This is a genomic window from Corynebacterium macclintockiae, assembly GCF_027570165.1.
Taxonomy (GTDB): Bacteria; Actinomycetota; Actinomycetes; order Mycobacteriales; family Mycobacteriaceae; genus Corynebacterium; species Corynebacterium macclintockiae.
This window is the reverse complement of record NZ_JAKMUV010000010.1, coordinates 35,387-60,770: the sequence shown is the minus strand read 5'-3', so window position 1 is coordinate 60,770 and position 25,384 is coordinate 35,387. Positions and strand designations below refer to the sequence as shown.

The following is a 25,384-nucleotide window of genomic DNA, read 5'->3' as shown; positions in this document are numbered from 1 at the left end:
GGAGAGTTACCCCCGGTGGCGGCAGTTATTCTGTCACCTGCATCACACAGGCGTTAGAGTGTGCTGTATCCCCCCGCGGGCTTTACTGTGCTAGTAACGCCATACGGGGAAGCTCCAAAGCGGCTACAATTTACAAGTGAAACCGTGAATCTGTGTTCCGCTCCAACGGCGTCGGCGCGACTTTTACCAAAGTAAACGCTAAGAATCGCTGCGGGCAGGCACGTGAACATTTCAGAAAGGGATGTCAATGGCTACTGATAATCAGGACAAGGCCGTTCTCCACTACCCAGGTGGAGAGTACGAAATGGACATTGTCCGTGCCACCGAAGGCAACGACGGTGTGGCACTGGGCAAGATGCTGGCAGAGACCGGCTTGACCACCCTGGATCCCGGCTACGTGAACACCGGTTCCACCAAGTCCGCCATCACCTACATCGACGGTGCTAACGGCATCCTGCGTTATCGCGGTTACGACATCGCCGACCTGGCTAACAACGCAACTTTTAACGAGGTTTCCTACCTGCTGATCAACGGCGAGCTGCCGAACGAGGAGCAGGCGGAGGAGTTCAACAGCAACATCCGCAAGCACACCCTGCTGGACGAGGACTTCAAGGCGCAGTTCCGCGTGTTCCCGCGTGATGCTCACCCGATGAGCGTTCTGGCTTCCTCCCTGAACATTCTGTCCACCTACTACCAGGACTCCCTGAACCCGCTGGATCCGGAGCACCAGAAGCTGAACACCTACCGCCTGATGGCGAAGGTACCGATGCTGGCTGCGTACGCTTACCGCGCCTCCAAGGGCAAGCCGTACATGTACCCGGATAACTCCATGAACGCGCGCCAGAACTTCCTGCGCCAGATGTTCGGTTACCCGACCGAGCCTTTCGAGGACGATCCGGTGGTCACCAAGGCCCTGGACAAACTGCTGATCCTGCACGCTGACCACGAGCAGAACTGCTCCACCTCCACCGTCCGTATGGTTGGTTCTTCCCAGGCCAACATGTTCGTCTCCATCGCTGCGGGCATCAACGCCCTGTCCGGCCCGCTGCACGGCGGCGCTAACCAGGCTGTTCTGGAGATGCTGGAGGAGATCCACGCTAACGGCGGCGACGCTACCGACTTCATGAACCGCGTGAAGAACAAGGAGCCGGGTGTGAAGCTGATGGGCTTCGGCCACCGCGTGTACAAGAACTACGATCCGCGCGCGGCCATCGTCAAGGAGTCCGCACACGAGATCCTGAACCACCTGGGTGGCGACCACCTGCTGGATCTGGCTATGAAGCTGGAAGAGATCGCGCTGGCTGATGATTACTTCATCTCCCGCAAGCTCTACCCGAACGTTGACTTCTACACCGGCCTGATCTACCGCGCCATGGGCTTCCCGACGGACTTCTTCACCGTCCTGTTCGCCATGGGTCGCCTGCCGGGCTGGATCGCACACTACCTGGAGCAAGTCAACGACCCGACCGCGAAGATCAACCGTCCGCGTCAGATCTACACTGGCCAGGGTGCTCGTAAGCTCTAAACCCTGTGTGGTGACGCCCCCTCGGTGTGGCTGCGCGAAGCGCATGCCCCCAAGGGGGCTTTTCGCGTTTTGCTAGGGTGGAGCCTCGAGAAGCTATCAGTTTTCGAAGGAGACTTCCCATGAGCAAACCGCAGATCGACATCCCGACTGGGGGAGCCCCGCAGGACCTGGTGATTGAGGATTTGGTGGTCGGCGACGGCGCGGAGGCCGTGCCGGGTGGCATGGTTGAGGTGCACTACGTGGGAGTGGACTTCGAGACTGGCGAGGAGTTCGACTCCTCGTGGGATCGCGGCGGGTCCATCGAGTTTCCTTTTTCCGGCCTGATCGAAGGGTGGCAGGAAGGCATCCCGGGCATGCGCGCCGGTGGCCGCCGCAAGCTGATCATTCCCCCGGAGAAGGCTTATGGTCCGGCCGAGCTGGGGCAAGACCTATCTGGACGCACGCTGGTTTACATCATTGATCTGATCAGCGTGAACTAAGGCGCCCCGTCGCCTTTAACTAGGGCGCCTTATCGCCGTGAACTTATTTGGGCGACTAGGCGCCCTTCAGCGCCTTCGCCCAGCTCATTTTCTTGCCATTGTTCAGGATGGAGTTGCGGTAGACGCGGGCTACCAGCAGAATCACCAGAACCGTCGTGATCGCGGCAATCAGGAAGCTCAGCAGCACCTGTGGCAACCCCATCGTGCCCGCGGCCATGTTCATTGGTGCGACCGTCAGACTGAACGGCGGAATCCACCCCAGCACCTGCATGAGCGTGGAGTCCATGTTGCTGATGCCGAACAGCGGAGCGTAGGTCATACCCATGATGAACAGCAGGATCGGAGCCTGAGTGGATTGCAGATCCTCCGTACGAGAGACCATGGAACCCGCTGCGGCATAGAGGCTGCCGAAGAACAGCATGCCAATGCAGAAAGCCAGCAGCATCAGAGCCACAACGGTGTAGTCGAAGTCCACATCTCCCAGTAGACCGGAGAGCGACACAGCGACCGCGCCGATGATCAGCAGCACCGCGGTGCCGAGGAAGCCGAAGATCGTGTTGCCGATGATCTTGCCGGCGAGGAAATCCATTGGGCGGGCGGAGGCCAGGATGATCTCCACTACGCGCGAGGACTTCTCCTCAGTGATGCGCCCGCCGACGTTAGCGGCGAAGAGGATGATGAAGTAAGCCATCAGCATCACGCCCACCAGGGCGGTGACAATCTGCGGCCCGTTGGCCTCCATCGAGTCCTCTTCCTTCAGATCCACCGTCTCCAACTGCGTGGAGGGGGTGGCCTTGGCGAACTCCTCGGGGGATACGCCTACCTTGTGCAGCGCCTCAGACTGCGCGTGCGCATTAATGGCGGCACTAACGGCGCTGAGGATCGCCGGGTCGGGTTCTCCCTCGGTGAGCAGCTCGTAGCCGGAATCCGTTTTCACGAGCGCTGCTGACAGGTCGCCGTCGGTCACCTTGGAGGACGCTGCGTCGCGAGAATCCACAGTTTCGGCCTCTACGCCACTGGAACTGTCCGACCCCTTTGAGGTGCCGTTAGCGGAGGCGGAGGGGGCGTCCACAAACTCCTTTTCAATCCCTACAAGGCCGAGCTTCGGGGTTTCGTTGCCGTCGTCCTTCTTGGCGAACCATGCGCCAGCGAACACGCCGATGAGCATGACGGCGATGACGACAATCAGGGAGAACATGATCGCCTTGCTGCGGGAGGCCACCTGAATTTCGCGCTTGGCGACGGTGGCGATGGTGTTGGGGGAAGAGTAACTCATGATTCGACGACCTCCTGGAAGAGCTCTGCAAGGTGCGGGATGCGGCGGGAGAACGAGTGGACCGGGCCGACAGCGAGCGCAGCCTGCAGGATTTGCTGATCCAGGTCTGTGGTGTCTGCCTCGAGCAGCACGCCCTCGCCAAAATCCTCGACCAGACGCGTGCCCTGTGGGTACCAGTCGCGAGCCGGGGTGCGTACCTCGTAGACCAGGGGACCGCGGGTGCGCAGCTCGTCAACGGTGCCCTCGGCCTTCATGCGCCCCTTTGAAATGATGCCCACGCGGTCGCATAGGCGCTGCACCAGATCCAGCTGGTGGGAGCTGAACAGCACGGGCACGCCCGCCTTGCAGCGCTCGACCAGCAGGTCGCTCATGACGTTCACGGCCACAGGGTCCAGGCCAGAGAAGGGCTCGTCCAGGATCAGCAGTTCCGGGTCGTGGATTAGCGAGGCCGCCAGCTGGACGCGCTGCTGGTTACCCAGCGAGAGCTCCTCCAGCTTGTCGTCTGCGCGCTCGGCCAGGCCGAGCTGTTCCAGCAGGCTTTCCGCGTTCTGCTTGGCGGCGTTGTCGTTCAGGCCGTGTAGTCGGGCGAAGAAGCGCAGCTGGTCACCGATCTTCTCCTTCGCGTACAGCCCGCGTTCTTCCGGCATGTAGCCGATGCGGCGGCGCAAGTCGTCGTCGATCGGCTTATCGCCCATGAGCACTTCGCCGCTGTCCGCCGCGAGCACGCCCAGTGCGATGCGCATGGTGGTGGACTTGCCTGCGCCATTCGAACCGACGAAGCCATACATTTCGCCTGGCTGAACGTGGAGCGTCATGTCGTGGAGGACCTGATGGTCCCCATAACTCTTATTGAGGTTATTGATATAGAGGGATTCCATTTATTCCTTGAATCTGTTCTTAACGAAAGAAGAGCCTTTCGTATTGTCTCATAAGCCAAAGCATCATGACTGGCCGTCGCTACCCGCACTGTCGCGAGAAACCGGCAAGAGGCGTACAACGGAAAGCATGAGCGAAAACATCAACGCAGTACCGACCCTTGAAATGAACGACGGCAAGACCATCCCGCAGCTGGGCCTGGGCGTGTGGCAGCTCAGCGACGAGGACACCTACACCTCGGTGAGGGCTTCCATCGAGACCGGCTACCGCCACATTGATACCGCCGCGATTTACGGCAACGAAGAGGCCGTGGGGCGCGCCGTGGCCGACGCTGTGAAGGCCGGCGACGTGCAGCGCGAGGAGCTGTTTGTTACGACCAAGCTGTGGAACGCCGACCAGGCCCGCGGCAAGGAAGCCTTCGCGGAGTCCCAGAAAAAGCTAGGGATGGATTACGTCGACCTGTACCTGCTGCACTGGCCGTGCCCGAAGGCCGATAAGTTCGTGCAGGCCTACGACACGATGGCGGAGATCCAGCAGTCCGGCGGCGCTACCAGCATCGGCGTGTGCAACTTCTACCCTGAGGCACTGGATGCGCTGAAGCAGGCAGGCCACATTCCGGCGGTGAACCAGATCGAGGTTCACCCAGGCTTTAGCCAGGCTGAGCAGCGCGCGGATAACCGCGACCGCGGCATCGTTACCCAGGCATGGTCGCCGCTGGGGCAGGGGCAGAACCTAACCGACCCGACGATCGCGAAGATCGCCGCCGAACACGGCGTAAGCGTGGCACAGGCCATTATCCGCTGGCACATCCAGCGCGGGGATGTGGTGATCCCGCGTTCCTCCAAGGTGGAGCGCGTGCGCCAGAACTTCGACGTCTTCGGCTTCGAGCTGTCCGCCGACGAGGTCGCCGCCATTGAGGCTCTGGACGTGGAGGACGGCCGCATCGGCGGCGATCCACACACCTTCCACGCTGGACTGGAGGGCTAGTCAGCCAGCAGGCCAGTTACGGCGAAACACCAGCGCACGGCGCCGCCCCTGCGGTACATTGCTAGCCATGAGCGCAGGGCACGTCATCACCCATATCGAGGCCACCGGGTCAGCCGAAGGCGAAGCGGCTGAGGCCACCGCCCCACAGGTCGGCGTGATCACGCTGAACCGCCCGGAGAAGCGCAACGCCCTTAACGCCGCCATCGCCACCGCCGTGGCCGAGGCCGTCCGCACCCACACTGCAGCTGGGGTGCGCGCCATTCTGATCCGCGGCGAAGGACCCGTCTTCTGCGCCGGTGCCGACCTTTCCGGTGGCGTGTACGCCGATGATTTCTGGTCCGCCATGGAGGACATGCTCTCGGCCATCCAGACCACCCCGGTGCCCGTCATCGCCGACATCCACGGCCCGGCGGTGGGTGCGGGCTGTCAGATTGCCCTGGCCTGTGACCTGCGCGTTTTTGCCGACAAGGGCGCCTGCTGGGTGCCTGTCGCCGAGCACGGCTTCGCCCTGGATCTGTGGACCCACGCCCGCGCCCGCGAGCTGATGGGCGGCGCGCTGGCCCGCAACGTGTTCTTGGCAGGCGCCCGGGTAAGCGCCGACCAGGCAAGGGCGACGGGTTTTTCTGTTGTTCTTGATGACGCCACCCCCAACGCCACCGCCTTTGCACATCGGGTGGCGCGCCAGGCTCCGCTGTCCATGGAGCATTCGAAGCGCGTTTTTAACAGCCCCGACATGCACGCGGATGCGGAGCTGCAGCAGATGATGGTGGACGTATGGGCCAGCGAGGACGTGCAGGAGGCGCGCCGGGCGCGCGCCGAGCATCGCCCGCCGCAGTTCAGGGGGCGCTAGACCCCGGCTCCGCTAGTCGCGCCCTTCCACAGACCAGGTGTGCACCGGCTGGCCGCTGGTCTGGTGGGCGATGTAGCGCTGCATCATGGTGGCCAGCGCCTCGGCTCGCTCGGCGGAATCCGGCTCGCTGTTCGGAGCTAGCCGGTTGACGGTATCCAGCTGCCACGTCGCGCCATTCTGTCCGCTGCGGGCGCGGCCTTCGATGATTCCCAGGTAGGTCTCGATCAGTTCGGAATCCACGTCCAGCAGCTCCAGTCCCTCGCGGGCCTGTTCGAGCAGATGCTCGGTAATCAGCTGGCGGACCGGAACAGTCCCCACACGCGGCCAGCGCATGCTGGCGCGCAGCCCTTCGCGGGCGCCGGCGAGGAAGTTACTGTGGGCGTCCTCAAAAGAAAGGCGTGACCACACGGGTCGATTCTGCGTGCCCAAGAACTTGACCAGCCCGTAGTAGAAGGCAGCGTCCGCGACGATATCGGCGGTGGTCGGCCCGGCGGGCAGCAGGCGGTTCTCCACGCGGATGTGAGAGCGCTCCAGGTTCGGGTCGTAGATCGGGCGGTTCCAGCGCCAGATCGTGCCGTTGTGCAGGTTCATGTAGTGCAGGCCTGGGCTGTCGCCGGACATGATGGGCGTGCCGGCTTCCAGGCGATCTTCGGGTAGGAGAGGGGAGAAGTAGCGGCCGTTTTCCTCAAAGAGGTCGAATACGCTGGTGATCCATCGTTCGCCGAACCATACGCGCGGGCGCACGCCCTGGTTGACGAGCTCCGCAGTGCGCGTGTCGATGGCTTGCTGGAAGACGGGGATGCGCGATTCGTGCCACAGCTTGTGGCCGACAAACAGAGGGGAGTTGGCGCTGAGCGCCGCCTGCACACCCGCGATGGCTTGGGAGGCGTTCCAGGCGTTGGCGAAGAGGTTCGGCGCGACCTGTAGGTGCAGCTGCATGGAGGTGCAGGCCGATTCCGGGGCAATGTCCTCGAAGTCGTGGCGGTAGGTATCGACGGTGCCGAGAACGCGGCCGGGGAGCGCACCTTCGAGTTCGATGCGGACGAGCTCGCCGCGGGATTCCAGGATGGCGTTGTTCAGTGCCTTGTAGCGGTTTTCGTTGGTGATCCAGGCGGGGTCGCTGAGGAACTCGGTGGTCAGGGTGGGGAGCGTGCCGATCATCACGGCGTGGGAGCCGAGCTGCTTGGCGGCCTTCTGCACCGCACGCAGGCGCTCGTCGAGGCCTTCCTGCAGTTGCTCGAGCCCGCGGCCGGTGATGGCCAGCGGGGGATGGTTCATCTCTACGTTGTACGAGCCGATCTCGGATTGGTATTCGCCCGGGTGGGTTTCCTCCAGCTTTTCCAGCACGCCTTCGTTGCAGCGTTTGGGCTGCATGTCGTCGCCGACGAGGTTCATCTCTAGCTCCAGGCCGATGGTGCCCTGGTTGATGAACTCTGCGTCCTGCAGGTGCTTGTCGAAGACCTCCAGCTCGGCGTTGAGGCGCTCGCGGAAGCGGGTGCGTTGTTTCGGTGTGTAGGTATCTTTAGATACTGCTTCGCCCATGCTTATGAATCGTAGCCTCGCTGCGGGTGCAGCGCCGGCGATTTTGGTGCTGACGCCTCTAGTGTCAATGAGCTGAAGGTCTGGTTAACGGGGAGTGCAGGTGGGCTTGTAAGATGTACTTCGCACGGTCGGCAGTCGGCAGATAATTGCTGGTAGCCGTTGGATCGTGCGATTGCCCTAGTAGCTCAGTGGATAGAGCACGGCTCTCCTAAAGCCGGTGTCGGAGGTTCGATTCCTCTCTGGGGCACGCTGGAAGTCTCGAGACATCGTTCCGGTCGGTGTCTCGAGATTTTTGTTTTTGGTTGCCCCGACTGGGGTTGAGTTCGTTGTCTTTCTTGTTGTAGTAGATCTTTTCTTCGGTAAGTGTGTAGGCAGCGATTTGTGCTCCGATGGCGGTTATTTTGATGTCGACGTGGTTGTCGATGCAGACACCATGGTGATTGGTTCCCCCGCCCCATCGGCGGCCGATGTAGAGGCGGCGTAGTTTACTGCCCCATCGCAGGGTTGTCTTGCCGTTGGTGCCTACTTTGTCGGTGCGTAGTCGGTAGTCGTGCTCTGGTTTGATGTCCGCTTATCTGCATTCACCCCCATTAAGGGTGAATCTTCAGATCAAAACTAGAAGTAGTTTATAAAGAGTGTTATCTGTATTAGGTAAGCCTTACCTTTCCTGATGTTCATGAATCGAGGTTTACTATGGCCCAACAGTCCTCTACGCCCGCACGGAGTACAAGCTCATCCAGTGGGTCGACGGCACGTTTAAACACCAGAGATCTCATCAACGCTGGCATCTTTGCTGCACTTTACTTTGTAATCACCTTTATAAGCGGAATGATTGGATTCGCAGGACCACAATTCATGTTTATTGGATGGTTTATCGCGGCAATCGCAAACGGAATCGTGCTAGCGCTTTATGCCGTCCGCACGTCCAAAATGGGTGCTTTCACCCTCGTCGGTGGTATTAACGGATTAGCATTCATGCTTACCGGACACTACTTCTGGACCTTGCTGGGAAGCATAATTCTTGGGTTTATCGCGGATTTGATTATTGCAAAAAGCCACCTCAGTATTGCCAAGTCCTTCCCTATTGCCTACGGCGTCTTCTGTGTCTGGATTTCTTTGCCTTTTATTCCGCTAATTCTGGATACGGACTCATACTACGTCGATATCGCAGACCAAATGGGTCAAGAATACGCCGATGCTATGTCGGATATCTTCCAGCCATGGACCATTGGAGTACTGGCCATTTGTGCGCTCATCGTCGGCTTTATCGGAGGAAAGGTCGGAGTTCGCGTCAGCCGCAAACACTTTGAAAGCGCTGGTCTCCTGTGAGCCTGCAAAAACAGGGCTTGCTTCGTCGATCTTCGATCGATCCACGGACCGTGCTGCTTTCTGTTCTAGTAATCAATGCGGTAGCTCTCAGCCACGGCCACCTACCGACACTGCTGATTTCTATCGCCTTCAGCTCCATCGCACTAGCTACAGTAAAGCCACACTATGGTCTTATTTGCCTGTTCGCTTTTGCATTATCCTATCTAGGGTATTGGGGCCTATTACAGCTTCCTGGCTCCACATTTTTCGCTTTTTCAGCGGCAATTTTTTCGTGGCTAAGCCGTTTTGTCATCAGCATGTCCATCGGCGCATTCGGCTTGCTCACTCTCACACCATCCACGTTGACCTCAGCACTGCGGGACCTGCGTTTACCAGGCTGGGCCACCATTCCACCGGCGGTTTTCCTGCGCGTTTTGCCGATAATCGTGGCAGAAGCCAAAGCGATCCGCGATGCCATGGTCCTTCGGGGTCTCCAGCCTGGAGTAAAAAGCTGGATCACACAGCCCACACAATCGTCCGCGATGCTGATCATCCCCCTATTAGGCGCCGTCGTCCGCGCTGGTGATGAGCTCGCTGCCTCTGCTCTTGTCCGCGGATTGGGAGGCCCCACACGCCCAACCACCACCGCCGATCTTTCCTTCAAGCTTGTCGATGCAACTGCACTAGCTGGGTTGGGCCTCATTGTTGCCTCTGTCTGGCTTCCCACGGAGGTCCACTTATGAACGAACGCAGTATCGCAACCAGTGTAAACGCCCACAACGCTTCTTTTACATATTCATTGGGCGCTCGGCCAGGCATTCAAGGTGTATCTGATGTGTCTTTTTCTGTCTCTCCAGGACAGTGTCTACTGATTACCGGTGATTCCGGATCGGGAAAGTCCACGGTACTCAAGTTGATCAACGGACTCATCCCCCATTTCAATCCAGGAGAGCTACTAGGCGCCATCACTATTATAAAGGATGACCAGGCTTTTAACCCTGCGGAAGAACCGCTGTTCCGAGCCATCGAGTTCAGCGCCTCAGTATTCCAAAATCCAAGGACACAATTTTTCACTGAAAGCGTCAATGCAGAATTGGCCTTCGGGCTAGAAAACCTTGGTGTGGATCCCACAGAAATTGAGTCGAGGATTCAATCAGCGGTCGAGCTACTAGGCATTAACGATCTTCGGGGCCGGCGATTCAAAGAATTATCTGGTGGACAGCTACAAACCGTGGCATGCGCATGCGCGCTTGTGTCCCCGGGCAGTCTCGTGCTTCTCGATGAACCCACGTCCAATCTCTCCATGGAAAGCATCGATATTCTTGCACGCGTGCTACACCGCTTGAAGGAATTAGGCACAACGATCATTATCGCTGATCACCGCCTCTTTTTCTTAAAAGATATCGCTGACCAAGTCATTTACTTGACTCAGGGAAAAATAACGCGGAGTTTCCACGCTCAGGAGTTTTATGGCTTAGACGAACCCGAACGCAAACAATTGGGACTACGCAGCTTACACCACGTTCCCCTGCCCGCGAGCGTGCCGGTACCACCCACGCTCGAAAACGCCGATCCCCAGCGGAGCGGACTCGAGTTAAGCAACATCTGTTTTTCTTATGGCACGCATGAGGTGCTAAACATTGACCACGCATTTTTCCCCAGCGGCGAAGTCACTGCCTTAATCGGGCCCAACGGCGCTGGAAAAACCACCCTCGCCAGGATCATTTGTGGTCTTGCTTCTCCCAAACGCGGCGGTAATCTCCGTTTGAACAGCAAACGAGTAGGAGCGGCTGCCCGCAGACGTGCCGCGTACATGGTGATGCAAGATGTTGGCCGCCAATTATTCGCAGCCACCACCGAAGAAGAAGTCACGCTCGGACTGGCAAAGAAGAAGCGGGACCACATCGATGTCAATGAGATTCTCCATCGCCTCGATCTGGCAGGAATGGCCCAACGGCATCCGCAGTCTCTGTCCGGTGGGCAACGGCAACGCTTAGCCATAGCTTCAGCCCAAGCCGAGCAAGCAGAGGTCTACATCTTCGATGAACCTACCTCTGGCGTGGGCTGGCGCCAACTGCAATCCATCTCTGCGCTGCTTCGATCTCTTGCAGCAAGCGGAGCAGTGGTCATCGTCATCACCCATGACCACGAATTCATCCAAGAATCAGTCACCAGAATCATCGATATTACTGACATCAACAAGAATTGAGAAAGAAATGTCTGAAATAAGACAGAGTTCCACAGAATCAACCGGAACCCACGCACCAGAATCACACGGTGCGTCACCGGAAGAAGAGGCTCGCGCAAAACTAAAAGCCGGCCAGGTCGCTCTAAAAAAGCTACTGGCCCCAGTGCAAACAACCATCTACTTCGCACAGTTTCTCGCGCTTATATCCTCGATACTCGCCGTAGCACCCTACGTCGCGTTGGTGGCACTGGGAAATGCTCTAATCGACGGCAATACTGATGACGTCGCGTCCATTGTGAAATGGCTACTTGCTACTTTTTTGGGCCAGCTATTCTTCTATTTCCTTGCCCTTGCGATCACCCACTTCGCTGATGCAAAGCTGGTGGGGATTAACCGGCGCCGAATCATTACCGCTATTGCGAAAGCACCACTCTCGTGGTTTAGCCAGACTAATTCCGGCAAAGTTCGCAAAGCCGTCGAGGACGATACGTTAACTCTGCACACCCTGACAGCCCACGCTCCTGTAGAGAAGGTCGCCGCGATCTTTACGCCCCTCGCGCTTCTGGTTTATGCCTTTATCTTGGATTGGCGCCTTGGTCTTCTTTCTATTGCCACTGTGCCCATTTTCCTAGCAATCCAAGCGTATTCAATGAAAGATATGGGCACAAAAACTGCGGAAATGGATAATTATCTGGGTGAGGTCTCTGCGACTGCGGTGGAGTTCTCCGAAGGTATTTCCGTCATCAAGGCTTTCGGCACCGTTGGCAAAGCCCACGCTCGATATCGCGAAGCTGCCCAAAAATTCGCGGAATTCTATTACGAGTGGGTACGTCCTCTTCTGCGTGTTAGCGCAATCTCAGAGTCTGTGGTGGCGGTTCCTGTCCTCATCCTTATCAATGTAGGAGTCGGTTCCCTGCTGATAGCTGGTGACTATGTAACGGTCGCTGAAGTCATCGCAACAACGTTAATTGCGCTGGTGCTCCCGGGCACGATTCAAACCGTCGGCCAAATGATGTGGTCTTACCAGCTCGCTGGCAATGCGGCGTTGCGCCTTGATGAAGTCATGACAATTTCCCACGTGAAAGAAGGCCAAAAGAGCCTCGATGCCAATAGTCAAGACATGGAGGTGGAGTTCCATAAGGTCAGCTTTAGCTACGCCCCAGACACACCAGTCCTCCAAGACTTTTCTGCGCAACTAAAAGCAGGCACTGTCACGGCATTGATTGGCCCCTCTGGGGCTGGCAAATCCACAGCAGCAACGATGCTGGCGCGTTTCCAGGATCCAGATTCGGGCACAATCACTATCAACCACGTGGATATCCGTGATCTCACTTTCGACAGTTTGTACCGCACTGTGGCTTTCGTCTTACAAGATCCTCACTTACTGCGTATGAGTATTCGGGAAAACATTCGCCTTGCACGCCCAGAAGCCCGCGATGAAGAGATCTGGCAAGCTGCAGAGGCTGCGCACATAGCTGCTGATATTCGCGCTTTACCGGCTGGGCTCGACACCGTTGTTGGTGAGGACATCTCTTTATCCGGTGGACAACAGCAACGCATTTCTATTGCCCGGGCAATTGTTACCAATGCCCCAATCTTGATCCTGGATGAAGCTACTGCGGCAACTGATCCTGACTGTGAAGCAGAAATTCAAGCAGCTCTAGCCACACTCGTCAGAGGCAAGACCGTCTTAGTCATCGCCCACAAGCCGGAGTCCATCCAAGGCGCAGACCAAATAATCTTCCTCAAGCCTATGAAGGATAATTCTCATGTCTAATGCCACTACGCCTGCTAGTTCGCGTCTTCGTGATCCGCTACTCACTCGCAGTGTCAAAAAGCTGCAAGGTCCTGTAGGCCATAAGCTCAATAAAAGGTATGCTCGTCTATCCCTTATCGTGGGCGTGCTTGACGGCCTCGCCGTTCTCACGCTCGTGCCACTTACAAAGGCACTCGATGGGGATACGACGATCGCACCATGGATGTGGACGCTTTTGGCAATTGCGCTCGTAGCTTTTGCGCTACGATTTTTCGCAACCATGGCCTCTTACCACACGGCCTTGGATTTCATCCGAACCGCGCACACGACTGTGGGCGATAAATTAGCAACGCTACCGCTCGGCTGGTTCGTACCGGCTAATACTGGCGGCCTATCTCGCCTCGTTTCAGATCGCTTTATGGTGGCGGCCGAGACCATTGCGCATATTCAAGGAACGGTATACCGCGATAGCGCGGCACTTGTCACCTTGTTAGTAGGAGCGTGTTTCTGGAACCCGAAGCTGGGCTTGGTCCTTCTTATCATCGCACCATTGGCGCTCGTGGTGATGCAGTTGGCTGCATGGATTCGTGAGAAAGCATCGAACCGCACACTGGGGCCGAGTAAAGAGCTCTCCCAGCGCATCGTAGAATTTGCTAACCGTCAACCAGCCCTGCGCGCGGCAGGACAATCACAAGTTTTTGCGCCACTAGAGCAAGCGCTAGAAATCGACCATAAAGCACGATTACGCGAGCTATGGGTATCCACATTAGCTTTGCTACTCAACGGCATAGTAGTGCAGATCTTCATCGTGGCTCTCATTATGGTCTCCGCGGATTTTGCTGTTGAAGGCGCCCTATCGCCACTAGAAACAATTGCGATCATCGGAATCAGCTTGAGGTTTACCCGCACGCTTGAGGAGCTGGGTTCTTCTTTCGTCGGTTTAGATGCCGGCCGTATCGCGCTCGCAGAAACTGAGCTCATCACCGATGCTCCTTCCCTGCCAGAACCCACTACTCCGCGCCCAGGCGATGGTTCGGGAAATGTAGAGCTGCGTAATGTCACGTTTGGATACGGCGATAAACCAGTATTGGTAGATGTCGCTTTCCATGCTCGATCAGGCACCGTTACCGCCATTGTCGGTCCTTCTGGCTCCGGAAAGACCACAATTGCGCGCCTTATTTCGCGATTCTGGGATGTAGATTCCGGGGCGGTGATGGTTGACGGCGTAGATATCCGCGAGCTTGGAACCGAACAGTTAATGTCCAGACTGTCCATGGTCTTTCAGGACGTCTACCTCTTCGACGACTCGTTAATCGCTAATATCCGCGTTGGTCGTCCCGACGCCTCCGATGAGGAAGTCTTCCGCGCAGCTGATCTTTCAGGCGTGACTTCTATTGCCAACCGCCTAGGGTGGCATACTCCAGTTGGTGAAGGCGGGCGGCTTCTATCCGGTGGTGAACGCCAGCGCGTATCTGTAGCTCGCGCGCTTCTCAAACAAGCGCCGATTGTACTCTTTGATGAGGCTACCTCCGCGCTCGATGCAGAAAATGAGGCAAACATTCTTGCTGCGATGGACGAGCTACGGGAGCAATCTACTTTCATTGTCATCGCCCATAAGCTGGATACAATCAAATCTGCTGATCAAATCGTAGTCTTGGATGAACACGGGCAAGTCAGCCAGCTGGGCACGCATTCTGAGCTTTCCGATGTCCCCGGTATCTACCGTCACTTCTGGCAGCAACGCAAAGCAGCACGCGGGTGGAAAATCAATTCGGGACGCGATTAACGCGGGCACCGAGATTGGCGTTGTTTGCGGGGGCACCCTTCTCCCCCCGCAGCACGGAGCACCCTAAGTGCACCGACAAAGCTCAGAGCGAAGAATACGGTAGCGGCTACGAGTGACCACTGCGCGGCGTTGGCTATGCCTACGCTTAAGGCCTACACCACTGCCCCAGGCACACGGTCGTTTGCGTTGCGGAGGCTTGCCTGGAGTCATAGACGGGAATATCCCGCAGCATCGTGCCGGTTAGCTGCGCGGAGGCGAACCCCAGGCTCAAGCCGTACAGGTTCAGCGGCGCGGCGATGACCATAAGCAGGACGAGGATAAGGACGCCGACGGCTTCCAAGCCGAGCCCAATGAGCACGGTGCCAGGTGCCCCGTACCGTGCCGCGACGTCGGGGGTGGCAAAGCCTGTCGGATTCTTCAAAGCGGATGGCACCCTTGATTCAGAGGCGATCGTCAAGAGCATCCGCGAAAGCGCGGCAAAAGCCCAAGAGCAAAAGCCGCGCGAAGCAGGCGAAGAATGAACTGATGCCCTGGACTAGCGTCGCGTCCAAGTGCAGAAGCGGTAGCGCAAGGGCTGCTCGGTATCGACTTCTTGGTCGACCGGGTGGCCCTTTGCCGACTCCTGCCACTCCTGGGCGTGCTCTTCGAACTCCTCCGTGGGAACCAGAGGCGCGTACACCTGGAAGCGCTCGGGGGCTTCCATGTCGATCTCCGTGATGACGATCCGGTCAGCAACAGGCATGCACTGGGCGTACACCTGTCCGCCACCCAGTACCCATACGGTGGGGGTGCGCTCGTCTTCAGTGCCGTCGGCGCCGTCGGTGCTGGTGCCGTCCTTCAACTCGTTGAGGATCTGCTCCGCGGCATTGGCCAGCGCGCTGGGGATAGAAGGCTCGATGAGGCCACCGGGGGCGTCATAATCATCCTGCCGAGTGATTACATAGTTCGTGCGCCCCGGCAGCGGGCGGAAGCCATCGTCGAGAGCCTCCCAGGAGGTGCGCCCCATGACCACGGGGTAGCCGGTGGTCGCGTTCTTAAAGTGCTTCAGGTCCTCCGGCAGGTACCAGGGCATATCCGCACCATCGCCGATCACACCGGCGGTGGTCTGCGCCCAGATCATGCCGATCTCCACCTGGTCGCGGGAGATACCCTTTGCCTCCAGGGCGTAGCTGACCGCGGCGGCGGTGAGCTCCGGGTAGTCGCCCGGTTCGTAGCCAGTGGGGCGGTGGGGCTTATCGTTCTTACTCATTTACACGGCCACCTTTGCCTTGATCACCGGATGCGGGTCGTAGCCGGTGAACTCGATGTCGGAAAAGTCATAGGAAAACATGTCCGCTGCCTTGTTCAGCTTCAGCTGCGGGTACGGGCGGGCTTCACGGGAAAGCTGCAGCTTAACCTGCTCCACGTGATTGTCGTAGATGTGGCAATCGCCACCGGTCCAGATGAACTCGCCGACTTCCAGGCCCGCCTGCTGGGCGAACATGTGGGTCAACAGAGAGTAGCTGGCGATGTTGAACGGCACGCCCAGGAACATGTCCGCGCTGCGCTGGTATAGCTGGCAGCTGAGCTTGCCATCGGCCACATAAAGCTGGAACAAAAGGTGGCACGGGGGCAGAGCCATATTGTCCAGCTCCGAGACATTCCAGGCGCTGACGATATTCCGGCGAGAATCCGGGTTGTTTTTCAGCATCTCCAGCGCGCCTGCGATCTGGTCGATGTGCTGGCCATTCGGGGTTGGCCAGCTGCGCCACTGCACACCGTAGACCGGTCCCAAGTCGCCGTTTTCATCGGCCCACTCGTTCCAAATGCGAATGCCGTTATCCTGCAGCCAGCGCACGTTGGAATCGCCCCGGAGGAACCACAAAAGCTCGCCCACTACGGACTTTATGTGGACCGATTTCGTGGTGATCAGTGGGAAGCCCGCGGACAGGTCATAGCGGATCTGGCGGCCAAACAGGCTGGTAGTGCCAGTTCCCGTGCGGTCACCCTTCGGGGTACCAGTTTCGAGGATTTGCCGAAGCAGATCCTCATACGGGGTGGGAATGGAACTCGGCTGCTGCTGGGTATCCACTGACGCGCCGCCTGCCTTTCTAACCGTGGTGCAAAGTCCCACACAGTCTACGTCGGCCAGGTAACGGTGGCACGTACGGGGGCAGTCGTCCAGCTAATCCAGCGAACTGTGGGATCCAGTCGCCGACCGGTTGGACGGGACAGAACAGTCAGCAGCGCTCGGGATGTCATCGCCCGACGTGCGGGTCAGACCCCAATAGATCAGTCCAATGGTCTGATTATTGCGGGGAAGCCCCGCGTGGCTCGGTGGAATGGGGAGCTGGCACGTCGCGCCGACCTCCACATTCGCGACGTCCGCGCCATTGACGGACTTCAACTTTGAGGTCTCATTCGGCGTGGCCGTGGTGTCCCCGGAAGAGTACAGGTTGGTGTACTGCACCCGACGATCGGTATCCGGCAGGGCATTGAGCCGCTGGACGATATCCGAGCCGACCAGCTGCTGCACTCCCGCCTTGCTTGCGAGGGCCTCGGCCAGCTTCGGGACGCTGCCGATAATTGGGCGCAGCGAGTCCGCCAACCCATTCAACGTTGTGCCGTGATAGGTCGCCGCGACTCCGACAACGCGACCGACTTTATCCCCACCGCCGTTTTCCGCGATGTACTTCTTCAAGTGCAGCCCACCCTGGGAGTGCCCAACCAGGTCGACCTTCTTTGCGCCTGTAACTTGCAGGATGTAGTCGATGGTGGCGGCAATTTCCTTCGCGGAATCGTCGATATCCGCCACGGCATAGCTACCCGGCAGCCCTACCTGGCCAGCCCGAGGCTTGCCGTAGTTGAAAGCCCAGGTGCAGAAGCCCTGCTCGGACATTGCTACGGCGGCCTTCCGCCAACGGGTGGAGTTATCCGTCGTGCCGTGGATGAAAACGACCGGGTTCGGGTGCTCCGGCGAAGGCACACACCGGGGGTCGTTCACCGGGGAGGTGGCCACATAGGGACCCGTGAGACCATCGGGAACTGCGGCGTCCGAAACCGGGGCAGCAACGGCAGAGACAGCAGAAACAGGGGAAAGAGCGACAGCCAGCGCCACAGCAGCACCAGCGATGACGGGCCTGCGCGCCCGCCTTACAGCGAGATTTTTAGTTTTCATGGAAGAAACGATAGCCCAACTTCCAGCGTTGTCCACCGTTACACCCGTTATGCACTGGTGTGCAATCGCCTTGCTTACGGGTTAAACCCCACTCAACCAGGCCAATGACGTGATCGTTTTCCGGCAGCGACGCATGGCCCGGGGGTATCAACAGCCCACAGACCGCACCGACTTCGGCCTCCGCAACATCTGCTCCGCCGATCGACTCCAGCTGTGACGTGGAATTCGGCGTGGCCGTCAGATCCTTTGACGTGTAGATGTTCGTGTACATCACGTTCGGGTGCGTATCGGGTAGCTCGTTCAACCGACGGATCAGTTCCGAACTATTCAGCTGCTGCACTGCGGCCTTGCCCGCCACCAGGTCTGCAAAGTCCGGGTTGCGATCCACCAGGTTCTGCAGGATGGAGGACATGCCCGTCATCGTCGTGCCGTGATACGTCGCGGCGATCCCCACCGCACGGCGCACCGTATCCTGCCCGCCGTGCTCCGCAACGTACTTCTTAATGTGCAGTCCACCCTGGGAATGCCCCACCAGATCCACCTTGCTGGCCCCCGTCACCGCCAGAATATGGTCGATCGTCTTGGCGATCTCCACCGCGGACTCGTCAATGTCATTCACGGCAAACACCCCGGGGATCACCGGACGACCGGCCTCCGGCTTGCCGTAGTTCAAAGCCCATACCGAATAGCCACGGGCGGAAAAGTAGGTCGCGGCTTTCTGCCAGCGCAGGGAATTATCCGTCGTGCCGTGAATGAATACCAGGGGATAGGGGTGCTCCTCGGACAGTTCCTTCCGCGAGTCGTTGACCGGCCCGCCCAGCATGAAGCGCCCCTGCAGCGTGGCGGGCACGTCCGCATCCAACTCGCGCTGCTTGCGGGCGGCCGGGCGGGGCGTCAGGAAGGAAAAAGGAAGCATGAAGCATACAGCCTTGGTTTGAAGGCTCGAGGGCTCGAAGGGCTACAGCGAATAAGCGCCGTGCTTGTCGTGGAACTTCGCGGCGGAGGCCAGGATCTCGTCGGCACGGTCGGGGCGGGAAATCACCAGATCCGGCAGGTAGGGGGACTCGCAGTTGTAGCGCAGCGGGGTGCCGTCCAGGCGGGATGTGTGCAGACCAGCGGCCTGGGCGATGCCCACCGGAGCGGCGTTATCCCACTCGTACTGGCCACCGGCGTGCACGTAGGCATCGTTATCGCCCAGGATCACGGAGACGGCTTTGGCGCCGCAGGATCCCATGGTCACCAGCTCCATGCCCAGATCCTCGGCGATGAACTCTGCGATTGCGGGGGTGGTGTTTTGGCTGATAACCAGGCGGTTCGTGCGGGCACCTTCTACGGCGCGAACCTCCGAGCTGCTGAACACCCGCCCCAGGTCTGGCATGCCCACGGCGGCTTGGACGATCTTGCCCTTTTCCGCCAGCGCGATGTGCACGGCCCAGTCCTGGCGACCACCGGCGTACTCCCGGGTGCCGTCGAGCGGGTCGATGATCCACACGCGGTCGTTGTCGAGGCGCGTGAGGTCGTCCTCGGCTTCCTCGGACAGCATCGCATCGTTCGGGCGGTGCTGGATCAGGGATCGGGCGATCCAGTCCTGTGCCAGCGCGTCGCCCGCTTTGCCCAGTTCGGTGCCGCGGAGCAGACCTACGTTTCTTACGCCTTTGAGGATCTCCCCGGTGCCCTGCGCGAGTCTCTGGGCCAGCGTCGCATCATTGAGTTCAGCCGTCATAGTTCATACTTTAGCGGTCTGTTTAAATGGTCACATGGCTGTTGACCCGCTGGATTCCTTTTATGCCCCCGTTGCAGCGTGGTTCCGGGACGTTTTCGCCGAGCCGACGGTCGTGCAAACGCAGGCGTGGAAGGCTATCTCCGCAGGTCAGAATGCTTTGGTGGTGGCGCCGACGGGATCGGGTAAAACCCTGGCGGCTTTTTTATGGTCGCTGTCGCGATTATCTGGGGGATCTTTTTTTAATGACGCCACCACGCCAGAAAAGTCCAGTCCCACCAAGGTTCTGTATATTTCCCCGCTTAAAGCTTTGGGTGTAGACGTCAGCCGGAATCTGGCAGCTCCGCTGGCTGGAATCTCGCGGGTGGCCGACGCAATGGGGCAGGCGAGTGCGCCGGTGCGGGTGGGCGTGCGTAGTGGCGATACTCCGCAGTCGGAGCGCTCCAAGCTGCTGCGGAACCCGCCGGAGATTCTGGTGACCACGCCCGAATCGCTGTACCTGATGCTGACCGGCAAGGCCGCGGCCACGCTGGCGAATGTGGAAACCGTCATCGTGGATGAGGTGCACGCGGTGGCGGGCACCAAGCGCGGTACACACCTGGCGCTGTCGTTGGAGAGGCTGGAGATGCTGACGGGCCGGGCGGTGCAGCGCATCGGCCTGTCGGCGACGGTGAATCCCGTGGATAAGGTCGCCAGCTTCCTGGGCGGCGACCGGCCGGTAACGGTGGTGAACCCCGAGCAGCCGAAGTCGTGGGATGTGCAGGTGACGAGTGTGGTGGAGGACTTCCAGGATCCTCCCGCGGCTGAAGATGTTGCGTTGGCGGAGTATGAGGTGGCGGAGGAAGGGGCGTCAGCAAAAGAGACAGAGGAAGAACTAGTAGACGGGGCACTAGTAGATGAAGCACTGCTCGGCCCTAGCCTCATCGGCGAAGGACTGGGCGGCAGCACCCAGAACGGGTCGGGCGCGCGCGTGGCCAGTGGGGTGGACAAAGAATCCGCGCTGCCGCAGCAGAAGAGCGTATGGCCGCACGTGCAGCGCGCGATCTACCGGCAGGTGATGGAGAACCGCTCCACACTGGTGTTCGTGAACTCCCGGCGCGCGGCCGAGCGGCTGACCGGGGCGCTGAACGAGGAATGGGCCAAGGAGTACGCCCCCGACTCGTTGGCTGCCCCGACCAGGCGCGACCCGGCGCAGTTGATGGCGCAGTCCGAGGCGGTGCGGGGGATGGACGGGGCAGGTGTCGCGCGGGCGCACCACGGGTCGGTTTCCAAGGACGAACGCGCCGACATCGAGGCGGCGCTGAAATCCGGCGAGCTGCGCTGCGTGGTGGCGACGAGTTCGCTGGAGTTGGGCATCGACATGGGGCTGGTGGATCACGTGGTGCAGGTCGGCGCGCCGCCGTCGGTGGCTTCGGCGGTGCAGCGGTGTGGCCGCGCCGGGCACACCGTGGGCGCGACCAGCCACGCGACGATCTACCCGCTGCATAAGCAGGACGCCGAAGCCGCGGTGGTCGTGGTGGATCGGCTGCTGAAGGGGGAGCTGGAGCCGCTGAATGTGGTGCATAATGCGCTGGACGTACTGGCGCAGCAGACGGTGGCGGCGACCGTGCAGGCGGGCACGGGCAGCGCAGGCACGCTGGATGTTGAGGAGTGGTGGCGCGTTGTCCGCCGCGCCCACCCTTATTCCACGCTGCCGCGCGAGGCCTTCGACGGCGTGATCGAGATGATCAGCGGCCGCTACCCATCCACCGACTTCGCGGATCTGAAGGCCCGCGCGATCTACGACCCCGTCGCTGGAACTCTGGAGGCTCGCCCCGGTGCGCAACGCCTGGCGGTAACCAGCGGTGGCACGATCCCGGACCGCGGAATGTTCGGAGTGTTCCTGGCCGCCGGCGACAACGACGGTGCGCGGCGCGTTGGCGAGCTGGACGAGGAGATGGTCTATGAGTCCCGCGTCGGAGACGTATTCACCCTGGGTGCGAGCAGCTGGCGGATCCTGGAAATCAACCGTGACCAGGTGATTGTTGCCCCGGCGGCCGGCCACACTGGCCGCTTGCCGTTCTGGGTGGGCGATGCCGCGGGTCGCCCCGTGGAGCTTGGCCAGGCCATCGGCGAGCACCGCCGCACCTGGGGCACCGGCACTCTGTCGGACATTCGCTCGGCCGATTTTTTGGACGCCCACACCCGCGCCAACCTGGATGCCTACTACCAGGAACAGAAGGATTCCGCCGGGATCATCCCGGACGAGCGGACTGTGCTGATCGAGCGCTTCCGCGACGATATTGGCGACTGGCGAGTGGTGGTGCACACTCCGTTCGGACGCGGGGTGAACGCCCCGTGGGCGTTGGCGTTGGGGGCGGAGCTGAACCGCCGGATGGGCATTGATGCGATGGCCGTGGCCGGGGACGACGGGATGGTGCTGCGCCTGCCGTATTCGGACGAACCACCGGGAATGGAGCTGCTGCTCGGTGAACATGGCTATGGCGGCTCCGAGCGGGCGGAGGCCACTCTGGCGGATGTGATGGAGGAAGTTGGATCCTCTGCGCTGTTTGCCGCCCGCTTTCGCGAGTGCGCGGCCCGCGCGTTGCTGCTGCCGCGGCGCAACCCCGGCAAGCGTCAGCCACTGTGGCAGCAACGCCAGCGCGCCGCCCAGCTACTGGATGTGGCCCGCGAACACCCCGAGTTTCCCGTCATGGTGGAGACCATGCGCGAGTGTGTACACGACGTGTACAACCTGGACTTCTTGAAGAACCTCGTGGCGGGGCTGGGCCAGCAGGTTGCGCCGGGGCAGCAGAGCGCGCCGGGTCAGCAGAGCGCGGGTAGCCAGCGCGGCGTGCGTCTGGCGGAGGTCACCACCGAATCCCCGAGTGCCTTTGCCGAATCCCTACTGTTCACCTACACCAGCGCCTTTATGTACGAGGGCGATTCCGCCGAGCGTGCCGCCGCCCTGGCCGTAGATCCCGCCTTACTGGCGAAGGTCCTGGGCACCCGCGAGGAAGGTATGGCCTTAGATCCGGTCGCGGTGCGGCGCGTGGTCGAGGCCGCACAGTGGAAGTCTGAAGGGCGCCAGGCCAGCAGTGTGGAACAAGCTGTGGACATGCTGCGCGCCCTCGGGCCGTTGAGTCTGGACGGGGTGCGCGAACGCATCGAACCCTGGGCTGGAACGGTGGAGGATAGCCTTGCTGAGCTGCGCGCATTGATCCCCACCCGGTTGATGGAAGTGAACTTTGGCGGCCAGTTGAAGCTCGCCGCTGTCGAGGACATGGCCTTGCTGCGCGACGGCCTGGGCGTGCCCGTCCCTCCCGGCGTGGCAATCGCTGCCGAGCAGGTGGATCAGGTGGACAATGCCATCGACCAACTATTGCTGCGGTGGATGAAAAACCGCGGGCCCACCACCGCTACCGAGGCCGCCGCGGAGTTCGGCCTGGGGCGCGCGACCGCCGACGCACTGCTGGCCCGGTGGACCGAAGGCGCACGCGCACAGGGAACGCAGCGCCGTTTGGCTGCGGGGCACTTTGTCTTTCTTGACGGTGACTTTCCGAATGACGCCACCGCTTCCGCCCCTGCAGCCGGTACCGGCGCAGAATCGCAGGCGGAAACGCAGTACGTGGATACGGGGATGCTCCGCCGCCTACGCTCGGCGACCTTGGCAGCCGCCCGCGGCGCGCTGGAACCCGTGACCCAGCAGACCTACGCACAATTCCTGGCTGACTGGCACGGCCTGGGCCAGATGCAGCGCGAGGAACTAGCCAGCGTTCTGGAACAACTCGCGGGAGTGCCGATCCCCGCCAGCGCCTGGGAAACCCTGGTGCTGCCCGCCCGCATTCCCGACTATCAGCCGGGCGATTTGGATGAACTCCTGAGCACCGGCGAGGTTCTGGCTGTCGGCTCCGGCCAGGCCGGTGCCAAGGACGCCTGGGTGAGCTTCATGCCTGCGGACACGGCCGAGTTTCTGCTGAACGGGGAGGAGCTGGAGCGTGGCGTCCAGAATATGGTCGCTATCCAGATCCTCCAGCACCTGCAGCGCGGCGGTGCGTTCCTGGCGGCTGAGCTGCAGTCGGCGACCGGGGCGGATCACGCGGAGGTCGACGCGGCACTGTGGGAGCTTTTCGATGCAGGGCTGGTCGTACCCGATAGCTTTGCGGCTCTGCGGGCGCGGCTGGTGGAGGCCGGTTCGACGGGCAAGCAGGCCCACCGCGCGCCACGGCGGAACCAGGGGCGGGGTTCGGCGCGCCGGGTGCGGATGGGGCGCAGCGGGTTTGCGCGGGCGGCTCGGCGGGCGATGAACGCGCATTCCTCGGTGCCGGGGCGCTGGTCGGCGGTGCCGGGTGGCGCTGTGCCGGTTGGCGCTGTGCCGGGTGGTGTTGGGGACGCTGGGGCTAGCACGGCCGACGCCACCGAGCTGGCACTGATCCGCTCCGAGGCCTGGATCGACCGCTACGCCGTAGTCACCCGCGGGGCCGTCGTTACAGAGAAATCCGACGGAGGTTTCGCAGAGGCCTACCGCACCCTTAGCGCGTGGGAAGATTCCGGCGAGGTGCTGCGCGGGTACATCGTAGAGGGGCTCGGCGGCGCGCAGTTCGCCCCGCGCGACGTGATCTCCCAGCTGCGGCGCTCCCAGGACAGTCGCACCGTTACCGATTCCGCACCCCAGCTGCTGTCGGTTCTGGATCCAGCGAACCCCTTCGGCTCTACGCTGCCGTGGCCGGAAGTCGCGCACCCTAACGGTTCGGCAATGGCGCCCACGCGCGCTGCTGGGGCGATGATCATTGTCGCCGCCGGACGCGCCGAGGCCTATCTGTCGCGCGGCGGCAAGAACCTGGTTCTTTTTGCTCGCCCCGAATTTAACGACGCCACGTCGGAACCCCTGGGCGCCCCAGCTGCACAGATAGATCTGATTGTGAGGGCGATTCGGGAGGCCATCGGTGCCGGACGGTTGAGCCCCGTGACCGTGGAGAAGATCAACGGATCGTCGGTAATGGACATCGCCACCACCGACTGGGTGGCAGCCGGTGCGCGACTGACCCCGAAGGGGTTGAGCATCCGTGCCTGAGGGTGATTCCGTACTGCAGCTATCCAACCGCCTGCAATGGATGGCAGGCCGGACAGTTCGGCATACCGACATTCGCGTGCCCAGGTTCGCCACCCTGAATTTCGACGGCGAGAAAGTTCACCGGGTGTGGCCCTACGGCAAACACCTGTTCATGCACATTGGGCAACGGGTGATCCACACCCACCTGAAGATGGAAGGCGTGTGGGCGATCCATCGTGCGGGGCAGCGCTGGCGCCGGCCTGGCCACACCGCCCGCATTGTGCTGCGCTTTAGCCCCCAGCACGCAGGCGGCCCAGAGATAGAAATTGTGGGGCACAGCCTGGGATTCGTGCGGGTATTTCGTTTTGAGGACTACCCGCAGGTCGTGGCTCATCTGGGCCCGGACATCCTGGCGGAGGACTGGACAGTTAGCGGCAGGGACGAAGCTATCGCGCGGATAATGCAGCGGCCGGAAAGGCCCCTCGGTGCGGCACTGCTGGACCAAAAGAACGTCGCTGGAATTGGCAACGAGTATCGTGCCGAGGTGATGTTTTTAGTGGGGATGCACCCGAAGGTGACAGTGGGGAAGGTCGGGGAAGGTGGCGTCCAAAAGGCAATAGACCTAGCGCGGCGAGTGATGTGGGACAACCGCCTTGAACCGCACCGCGTATTCACCGGTGATCGGCGGCCGGGGCAGGGGACGTGGGTGTTCGGGCGTGCGGGCAAGGCGTGCAGGCGTTGCGGGACGGCGATTCAACAGGCGACGCTGGGTGGGCCGTCGGCCGGCGGGGATCCGGACGTGGATGCCGCAGAGTTGGAACGAATAATTTGGTGGTGCTCGCAATGCCAGGGGGAGTAGCGGTGACGGGGGTAGCTTAACGCACCAAACACCCCCGGAATGG

General features: G+C 60.6%; 20 protein-coding genes, 1 tRNA gene and 1 pseudogene. 12 read left to right on the top strand and 10 right to left on the bottom strand.

Annotated features, from left to right (window positions below):
- The first annotated feature begins 247 nt into the window (after window positions 1–247).
- Together L8U58_RS08280 and L8U58_RS08275 are read left to right on the top strand one after the other, a co-directional pair.
- Window positions 248–1,525, top strand: a complete 1,278-nt coding sequence (locus tag L8U58_RS08280) for a citrate synthase (RefSeq protein WP_034969678.1) — start codon at window positions 248–250, stop codon at window positions 1,523–1,525.
- A 119-nt stretch (window positions 1,526–1,644) separates the two neighbouring features.
- Window positions 1,645–2,004, top strand: coding sequence for an FKBP-type peptidyl-prolyl cis-trans isomerase (locus L8U58_RS08275; protein ID WP_034969675.1), 360 nt, complete (start codon window positions 1,645–1,647; stop codon window positions 2,002–2,004).
- 55 nt (window positions 2,005–2,059) lie between these two features.
- Here L8U58_RS08275 and L8U58_RS08270 read toward each other — a convergent pair whose 3' ends face one another.
- Together L8U58_RS08270 and L8U58_RS08265 are read right to left on the bottom strand one after the other, a co-directional pair.
- On the bottom strand, window positions 2,060–3,280 hold the full coding sequence (locus tag L8U58_RS08270; protein WP_269955114.1) for an ABC transporter permease: 1,221 nt from the start codon (window positions 3,278–3,280) through the stop codon (window positions 2,060–2,062).
- Window positions 3,277–4,158: an ABC transporter ATP-binding protein gene (locus tag L8U58_RS08265; protein WP_269955113.1), complete on the bottom strand. Its 882-nt coding sequence runs from the start codon at window positions 4,156–4,158 to the stop codon at window positions 3,277–3,279. Before L8U58_RS08265 ends, L8U58_RS08270 begins: the two co-directional genes overlap by 4 nt.
- Window positions 4,159–4,285: 127 nt before the next feature.
- On the opposite strand from L8U58_RS08265, the gene L8U58_RS08260 reads away from it, so the two are divergent.
- Entirely contained in the window at window positions 4,286–5,143 is an 858-nt protein-coding gene (locus tag L8U58_RS08260; protein WP_034969667.1) for an aldo/keto reductase, read from the top strand.
- Between the two features lie 67 nt (window positions 5,144–5,210).
- Window positions 5,211–5,993 carry an enoyl-CoA hydratase gene (locus L8U58_RS08255; protein ID WP_269955112.1) on the top strand — a complete coding sequence of 261 codons (783 nt, stop codon included), beginning with the start codon at window positions 5,211–5,213 and terminating at the stop codon, window positions 5,991–5,993.
- A 12-nt stretch (window positions 5,994–6,005) separates the two neighbouring features.
- Here the strand turns inward: L8U58_RS08255 and L8U58_RS08250 are convergent, their stop codons facing one another.
- Window positions 6,006–7,535, bottom strand: a complete 1,530-nt coding sequence (locus L8U58_RS08250) for a glutamate-cysteine ligase family protein (protein WP_269955111.1) — start codon at window positions 7,533–7,535, stop codon at window positions 6,006–6,008.
- 174 nt (window positions 7,536–7,709) lie between these two features.
- Here L8U58_RS08250 and L8U58_RS08245 point away from each other — a divergent pair.
- Window positions 7,710–7,782: transfer RNA gene (locus L8U58_RS08245), tRNA-Arg, on the top strand.
- A 30-nt stretch (window positions 7,783–7,812) separates the two neighbouring features.
- Here the strand turns inward: L8U58_RS08245 and L8U58_RS08240 are convergent.
- Window positions 7,813–8,088, bottom strand: a pseudogene (locus L8U58_RS08240) (IS481 family transposase); the annotation flags it as partial.
- A gap of 140 nt (window positions 8,089–8,228) precedes the next feature.
- Between L8U58_RS08240 and L8U58_RS08235 the strand changes: the two are divergent.
- From L8U58_RS08235 to L8U58_RS08215, 5 genes are read left to right on the top strand one after another with little or no spacing between them, the layout of a single operon-like run.
- The gene (locus L8U58_RS08235) at window positions 8,229–8,864 is read left to right on the top strand and encodes an MptD family putative ECF transporter S component (protein ID WP_269955110.1); all 636 of its coding nucleotides are present in this window, start codon (window positions 8,229–8,231) and stop codon (window positions 8,862–8,864) included.
- Window positions 8,861–9,586, top strand: a complete 726-nt coding sequence (locus L8U58_RS08230) for an energy-coupling factor transporter transmembrane component T family protein (protein WP_034993043.1) — start codon at window positions 8,861–8,863, stop codon at window positions 9,584–9,586. Before L8U58_RS08235 ends, L8U58_RS08230 begins: the two co-directional genes overlap by 4 nt.
- Window positions 9,583–11,052 (top strand): ABC transporter ATP-binding protein, encoded by a 1,470-nt coding sequence (locus tag L8U58_RS08225; RefSeq protein WP_035002585.1) that lies wholly within the window; start codon window positions 9,583–9,585, stop codon window positions 11,050–11,052. Before L8U58_RS08230 ends, L8U58_RS08225 begins: the two co-directional genes overlap by 4 nt.
- Window positions 11,053–11,059: 7 nt before the next feature.
- Entirely contained in the window at window positions 11,060–12,808 is a 1,749-nt protein-coding gene (locus tag L8U58_RS08220; RefSeq protein WP_338078546.1) for an ABC transporter ATP-binding protein, read from the top strand.
- The gene (locus tag L8U58_RS08215; RefSeq protein WP_269955108.1) at window positions 12,801–14,573 is read left to right on the top strand and encodes an ABC transporter ATP-binding protein; all 1,773 of its coding nucleotides are present in this window, start codon (window positions 12,801–12,803) and stop codon (window positions 14,571–14,573) included. The genes L8U58_RS08220 and L8U58_RS08215 overlap by 8 nt, the downstream gene beginning before the upstream one ends.
- A 145-nt stretch (window positions 14,574–14,718) precedes the next feature.
- Here L8U58_RS08215 and L8U58_RS08210 read toward each other — a convergent pair whose 3' ends face one another.
- The 6 genes from L8U58_RS08210 to L8U58_RS08185 form a co-directional block, all read right to left on the bottom strand.
- Window positions 14,719–14,994: a hypothetical protein gene (locus tag L8U58_RS08210; RefSeq protein WP_192816042.1), complete on the bottom strand. Its 276-nt coding sequence runs from the start codon at window positions 14,992–14,994 to the stop codon at window positions 14,719–14,721.
- Between the two features lie 114 nt (window positions 14,995–15,108).
- On the bottom strand, window positions 15,109–15,822 hold the full coding sequence (locus L8U58_RS08205; protein WP_269955107.1) for a dihydrofolate reductase: 714 nt from the start codon (window positions 15,820–15,822) through the stop codon (window positions 15,109–15,111).
- Window positions 15,823–16,644 (bottom strand): thymidylate synthase, encoded by an 822-nt coding sequence (locus tag L8U58_RS08200; RefSeq protein WP_034969641.1) that lies wholly within the window; start codon window positions 16,642–16,644, stop codon window positions 15,823–15,825.
- 93 nt (window positions 16,645–16,737) lie between these two features.
- Window positions 16,738–17,730, bottom strand: a complete 993-nt coding sequence (locus L8U58_RS08195) for a lipase family alpha/beta hydrolase (protein ID WP_051894079.1) — start codon at window positions 17,728–17,730, stop codon at window positions 16,738–16,740.
- Window positions 17,720–18,646 (bottom strand): lipase family alpha/beta hydrolase, encoded by a 927-nt coding sequence (locus tag L8U58_RS08190; protein WP_034975311.1) that lies wholly within the window; start codon window positions 18,644–18,646, stop codon window positions 17,720–17,722. Before L8U58_RS08190 ends, L8U58_RS08195 begins: the two co-directional genes overlap by 11 nt.
- 42 nt (window positions 18,647–18,688) lie before the next feature.
- Entirely contained in the window at window positions 18,689–19,453 is a 765-nt protein-coding gene (locus L8U58_RS08185) for a 3'(2'),5'-bisphosphate nucleotidase CysQ (protein WP_034969634.1), read from the bottom strand.
- 34 nt (window positions 19,454–19,487) lie between these two features.
- On the opposite strand from L8U58_RS08185, the gene L8U58_RS08180 reads away from it, so the two are divergent.
- On the top strand, window positions 19,488–24,503 hold the full coding sequence (locus L8U58_RS08180; protein WP_269955106.1) for a DEAD/DEAH box helicase: 5,016 nt from the start codon (window positions 19,488–19,490) through the stop codon (window positions 24,501–24,503).
- A complete protein-coding gene (locus L8U58_RS08175; RefSeq protein ID WP_269955105.1) occupies window positions 24,496–25,341 on the top strand; it encodes a DNA-formamidopyrimidine glycosylase family protein in 846 nt (281 codons plus the stop codon). The genes L8U58_RS08180 and L8U58_RS08175 overlap by 8 nt, the downstream gene beginning before the upstream one ends.
- Window positions 25,342–25,384: the final 43 nt, after the last annotated feature.

Bases quoted from the DNA above. Each gene is read 5' to 3' on its own strand.
- L8U58_RS08255 (WP_269955112.1), top strand. From the start codon at position 5,211: ATGAGCGCAGGGCACGTCATCACCCATATCGAGGCCACCGGGTCAGCC.
- L8U58_RS08195 (WP_051894079.1), bottom strand. From the start codon at position 17,730: ATGAAAACTAAAAATCTCGCTGTAAGGCGGGCGCGCAGGCCCGTCATC.
- L8U58_RS08190 (WP_034975311.1), bottom strand. From the start codon at position 18,646: ATGCTTCCTTTTTCCTTCCTGACGCCCCGCCCGGCCGCCCGCAAGCAG.
- L8U58_RS08265 (WP_269955113.1), bottom strand. From the start codon at position 4,158: ATGGAATCCCTCTATATCAATAACCTCAATAAGAGTTATGGGGACCAT.
- L8U58_RS08205 (WP_269955107.1), bottom strand. From the start codon at position 15,822: ATGAGTAAGAACGATAAGCCCCACCGCCCCACTGGCTACGAACCGGGC.
- L8U58_RS08280 (WP_034969678.1), top strand. From the start codon at position 248: ATGGCTACTGATAATCAGGACAAGGCCGTTCTCCACTACCCAGGTGGA.
- L8U58_RS08250 (WP_269955111.1), bottom strand. From the start codon at position 7,535: ATGGGCGAAGCAGTATCTAAAGATACCTACACACCGAAACAACGCACC.
- L8U58_RS08270 (WP_269955114.1), bottom strand. From the start codon at position 3,280: ATGAGTTACTCTTCCCCCAACACCATCGCCACCGTCGCCAAGCGCGAA.
- L8U58_RS08235 (WP_269955110.1), top strand. From the start codon at position 8,229: ATGGCCCAACAGTCCTCTACGCCCGCACGGAGTACAAGCTCATCCAGT.
- L8U58_RS08185 (WP_034969634.1), bottom strand. From the start codon at position 19,453: ATGACGGCTGAACTCAATGATGCGACGCTGGCCCAGAGACTCGCGCAG.
- L8U58_RS08215 (WP_269955108.1), top strand. From the start codon at position 12,801: ATGTCTAATGCCACTACGCCTGCTAGTTCGCGTCTTCGTGATCCGCTA.
- L8U58_RS08275 (WP_034969675.1), top strand. From the start codon at position 1,645: ATGAGCAAACCGCAGATCGACATCCCGACTGGGGGAGCCCCGCAGGAC.
- L8U58_RS08225 (WP_035002585.1), top strand. From the start codon at position 9,583: ATGAACGAACGCAGTATCGCAACCAGTGTAAACGCCCACAACGCTTCT.
- L8U58_RS08220 (WP_338078546.1), top strand. From the start codon at position 11,060: ATGTCTGAAATAAGACAGAGTTCCACAGAATCAACCGGAACCCACGCA.
- L8U58_RS08180 (WP_269955106.1), top strand. From the start codon at position 19,488: ATGGCTGTTGACCCGCTGGATTCCTTTTATGCCCCCGTTGCAGCGTGG.
- L8U58_RS08260 (WP_034969667.1), top strand. From the start codon at position 4,286: ATGAGCGAAAACATCAACGCAGTACCGACCCTTGAAATGAACGACGGC.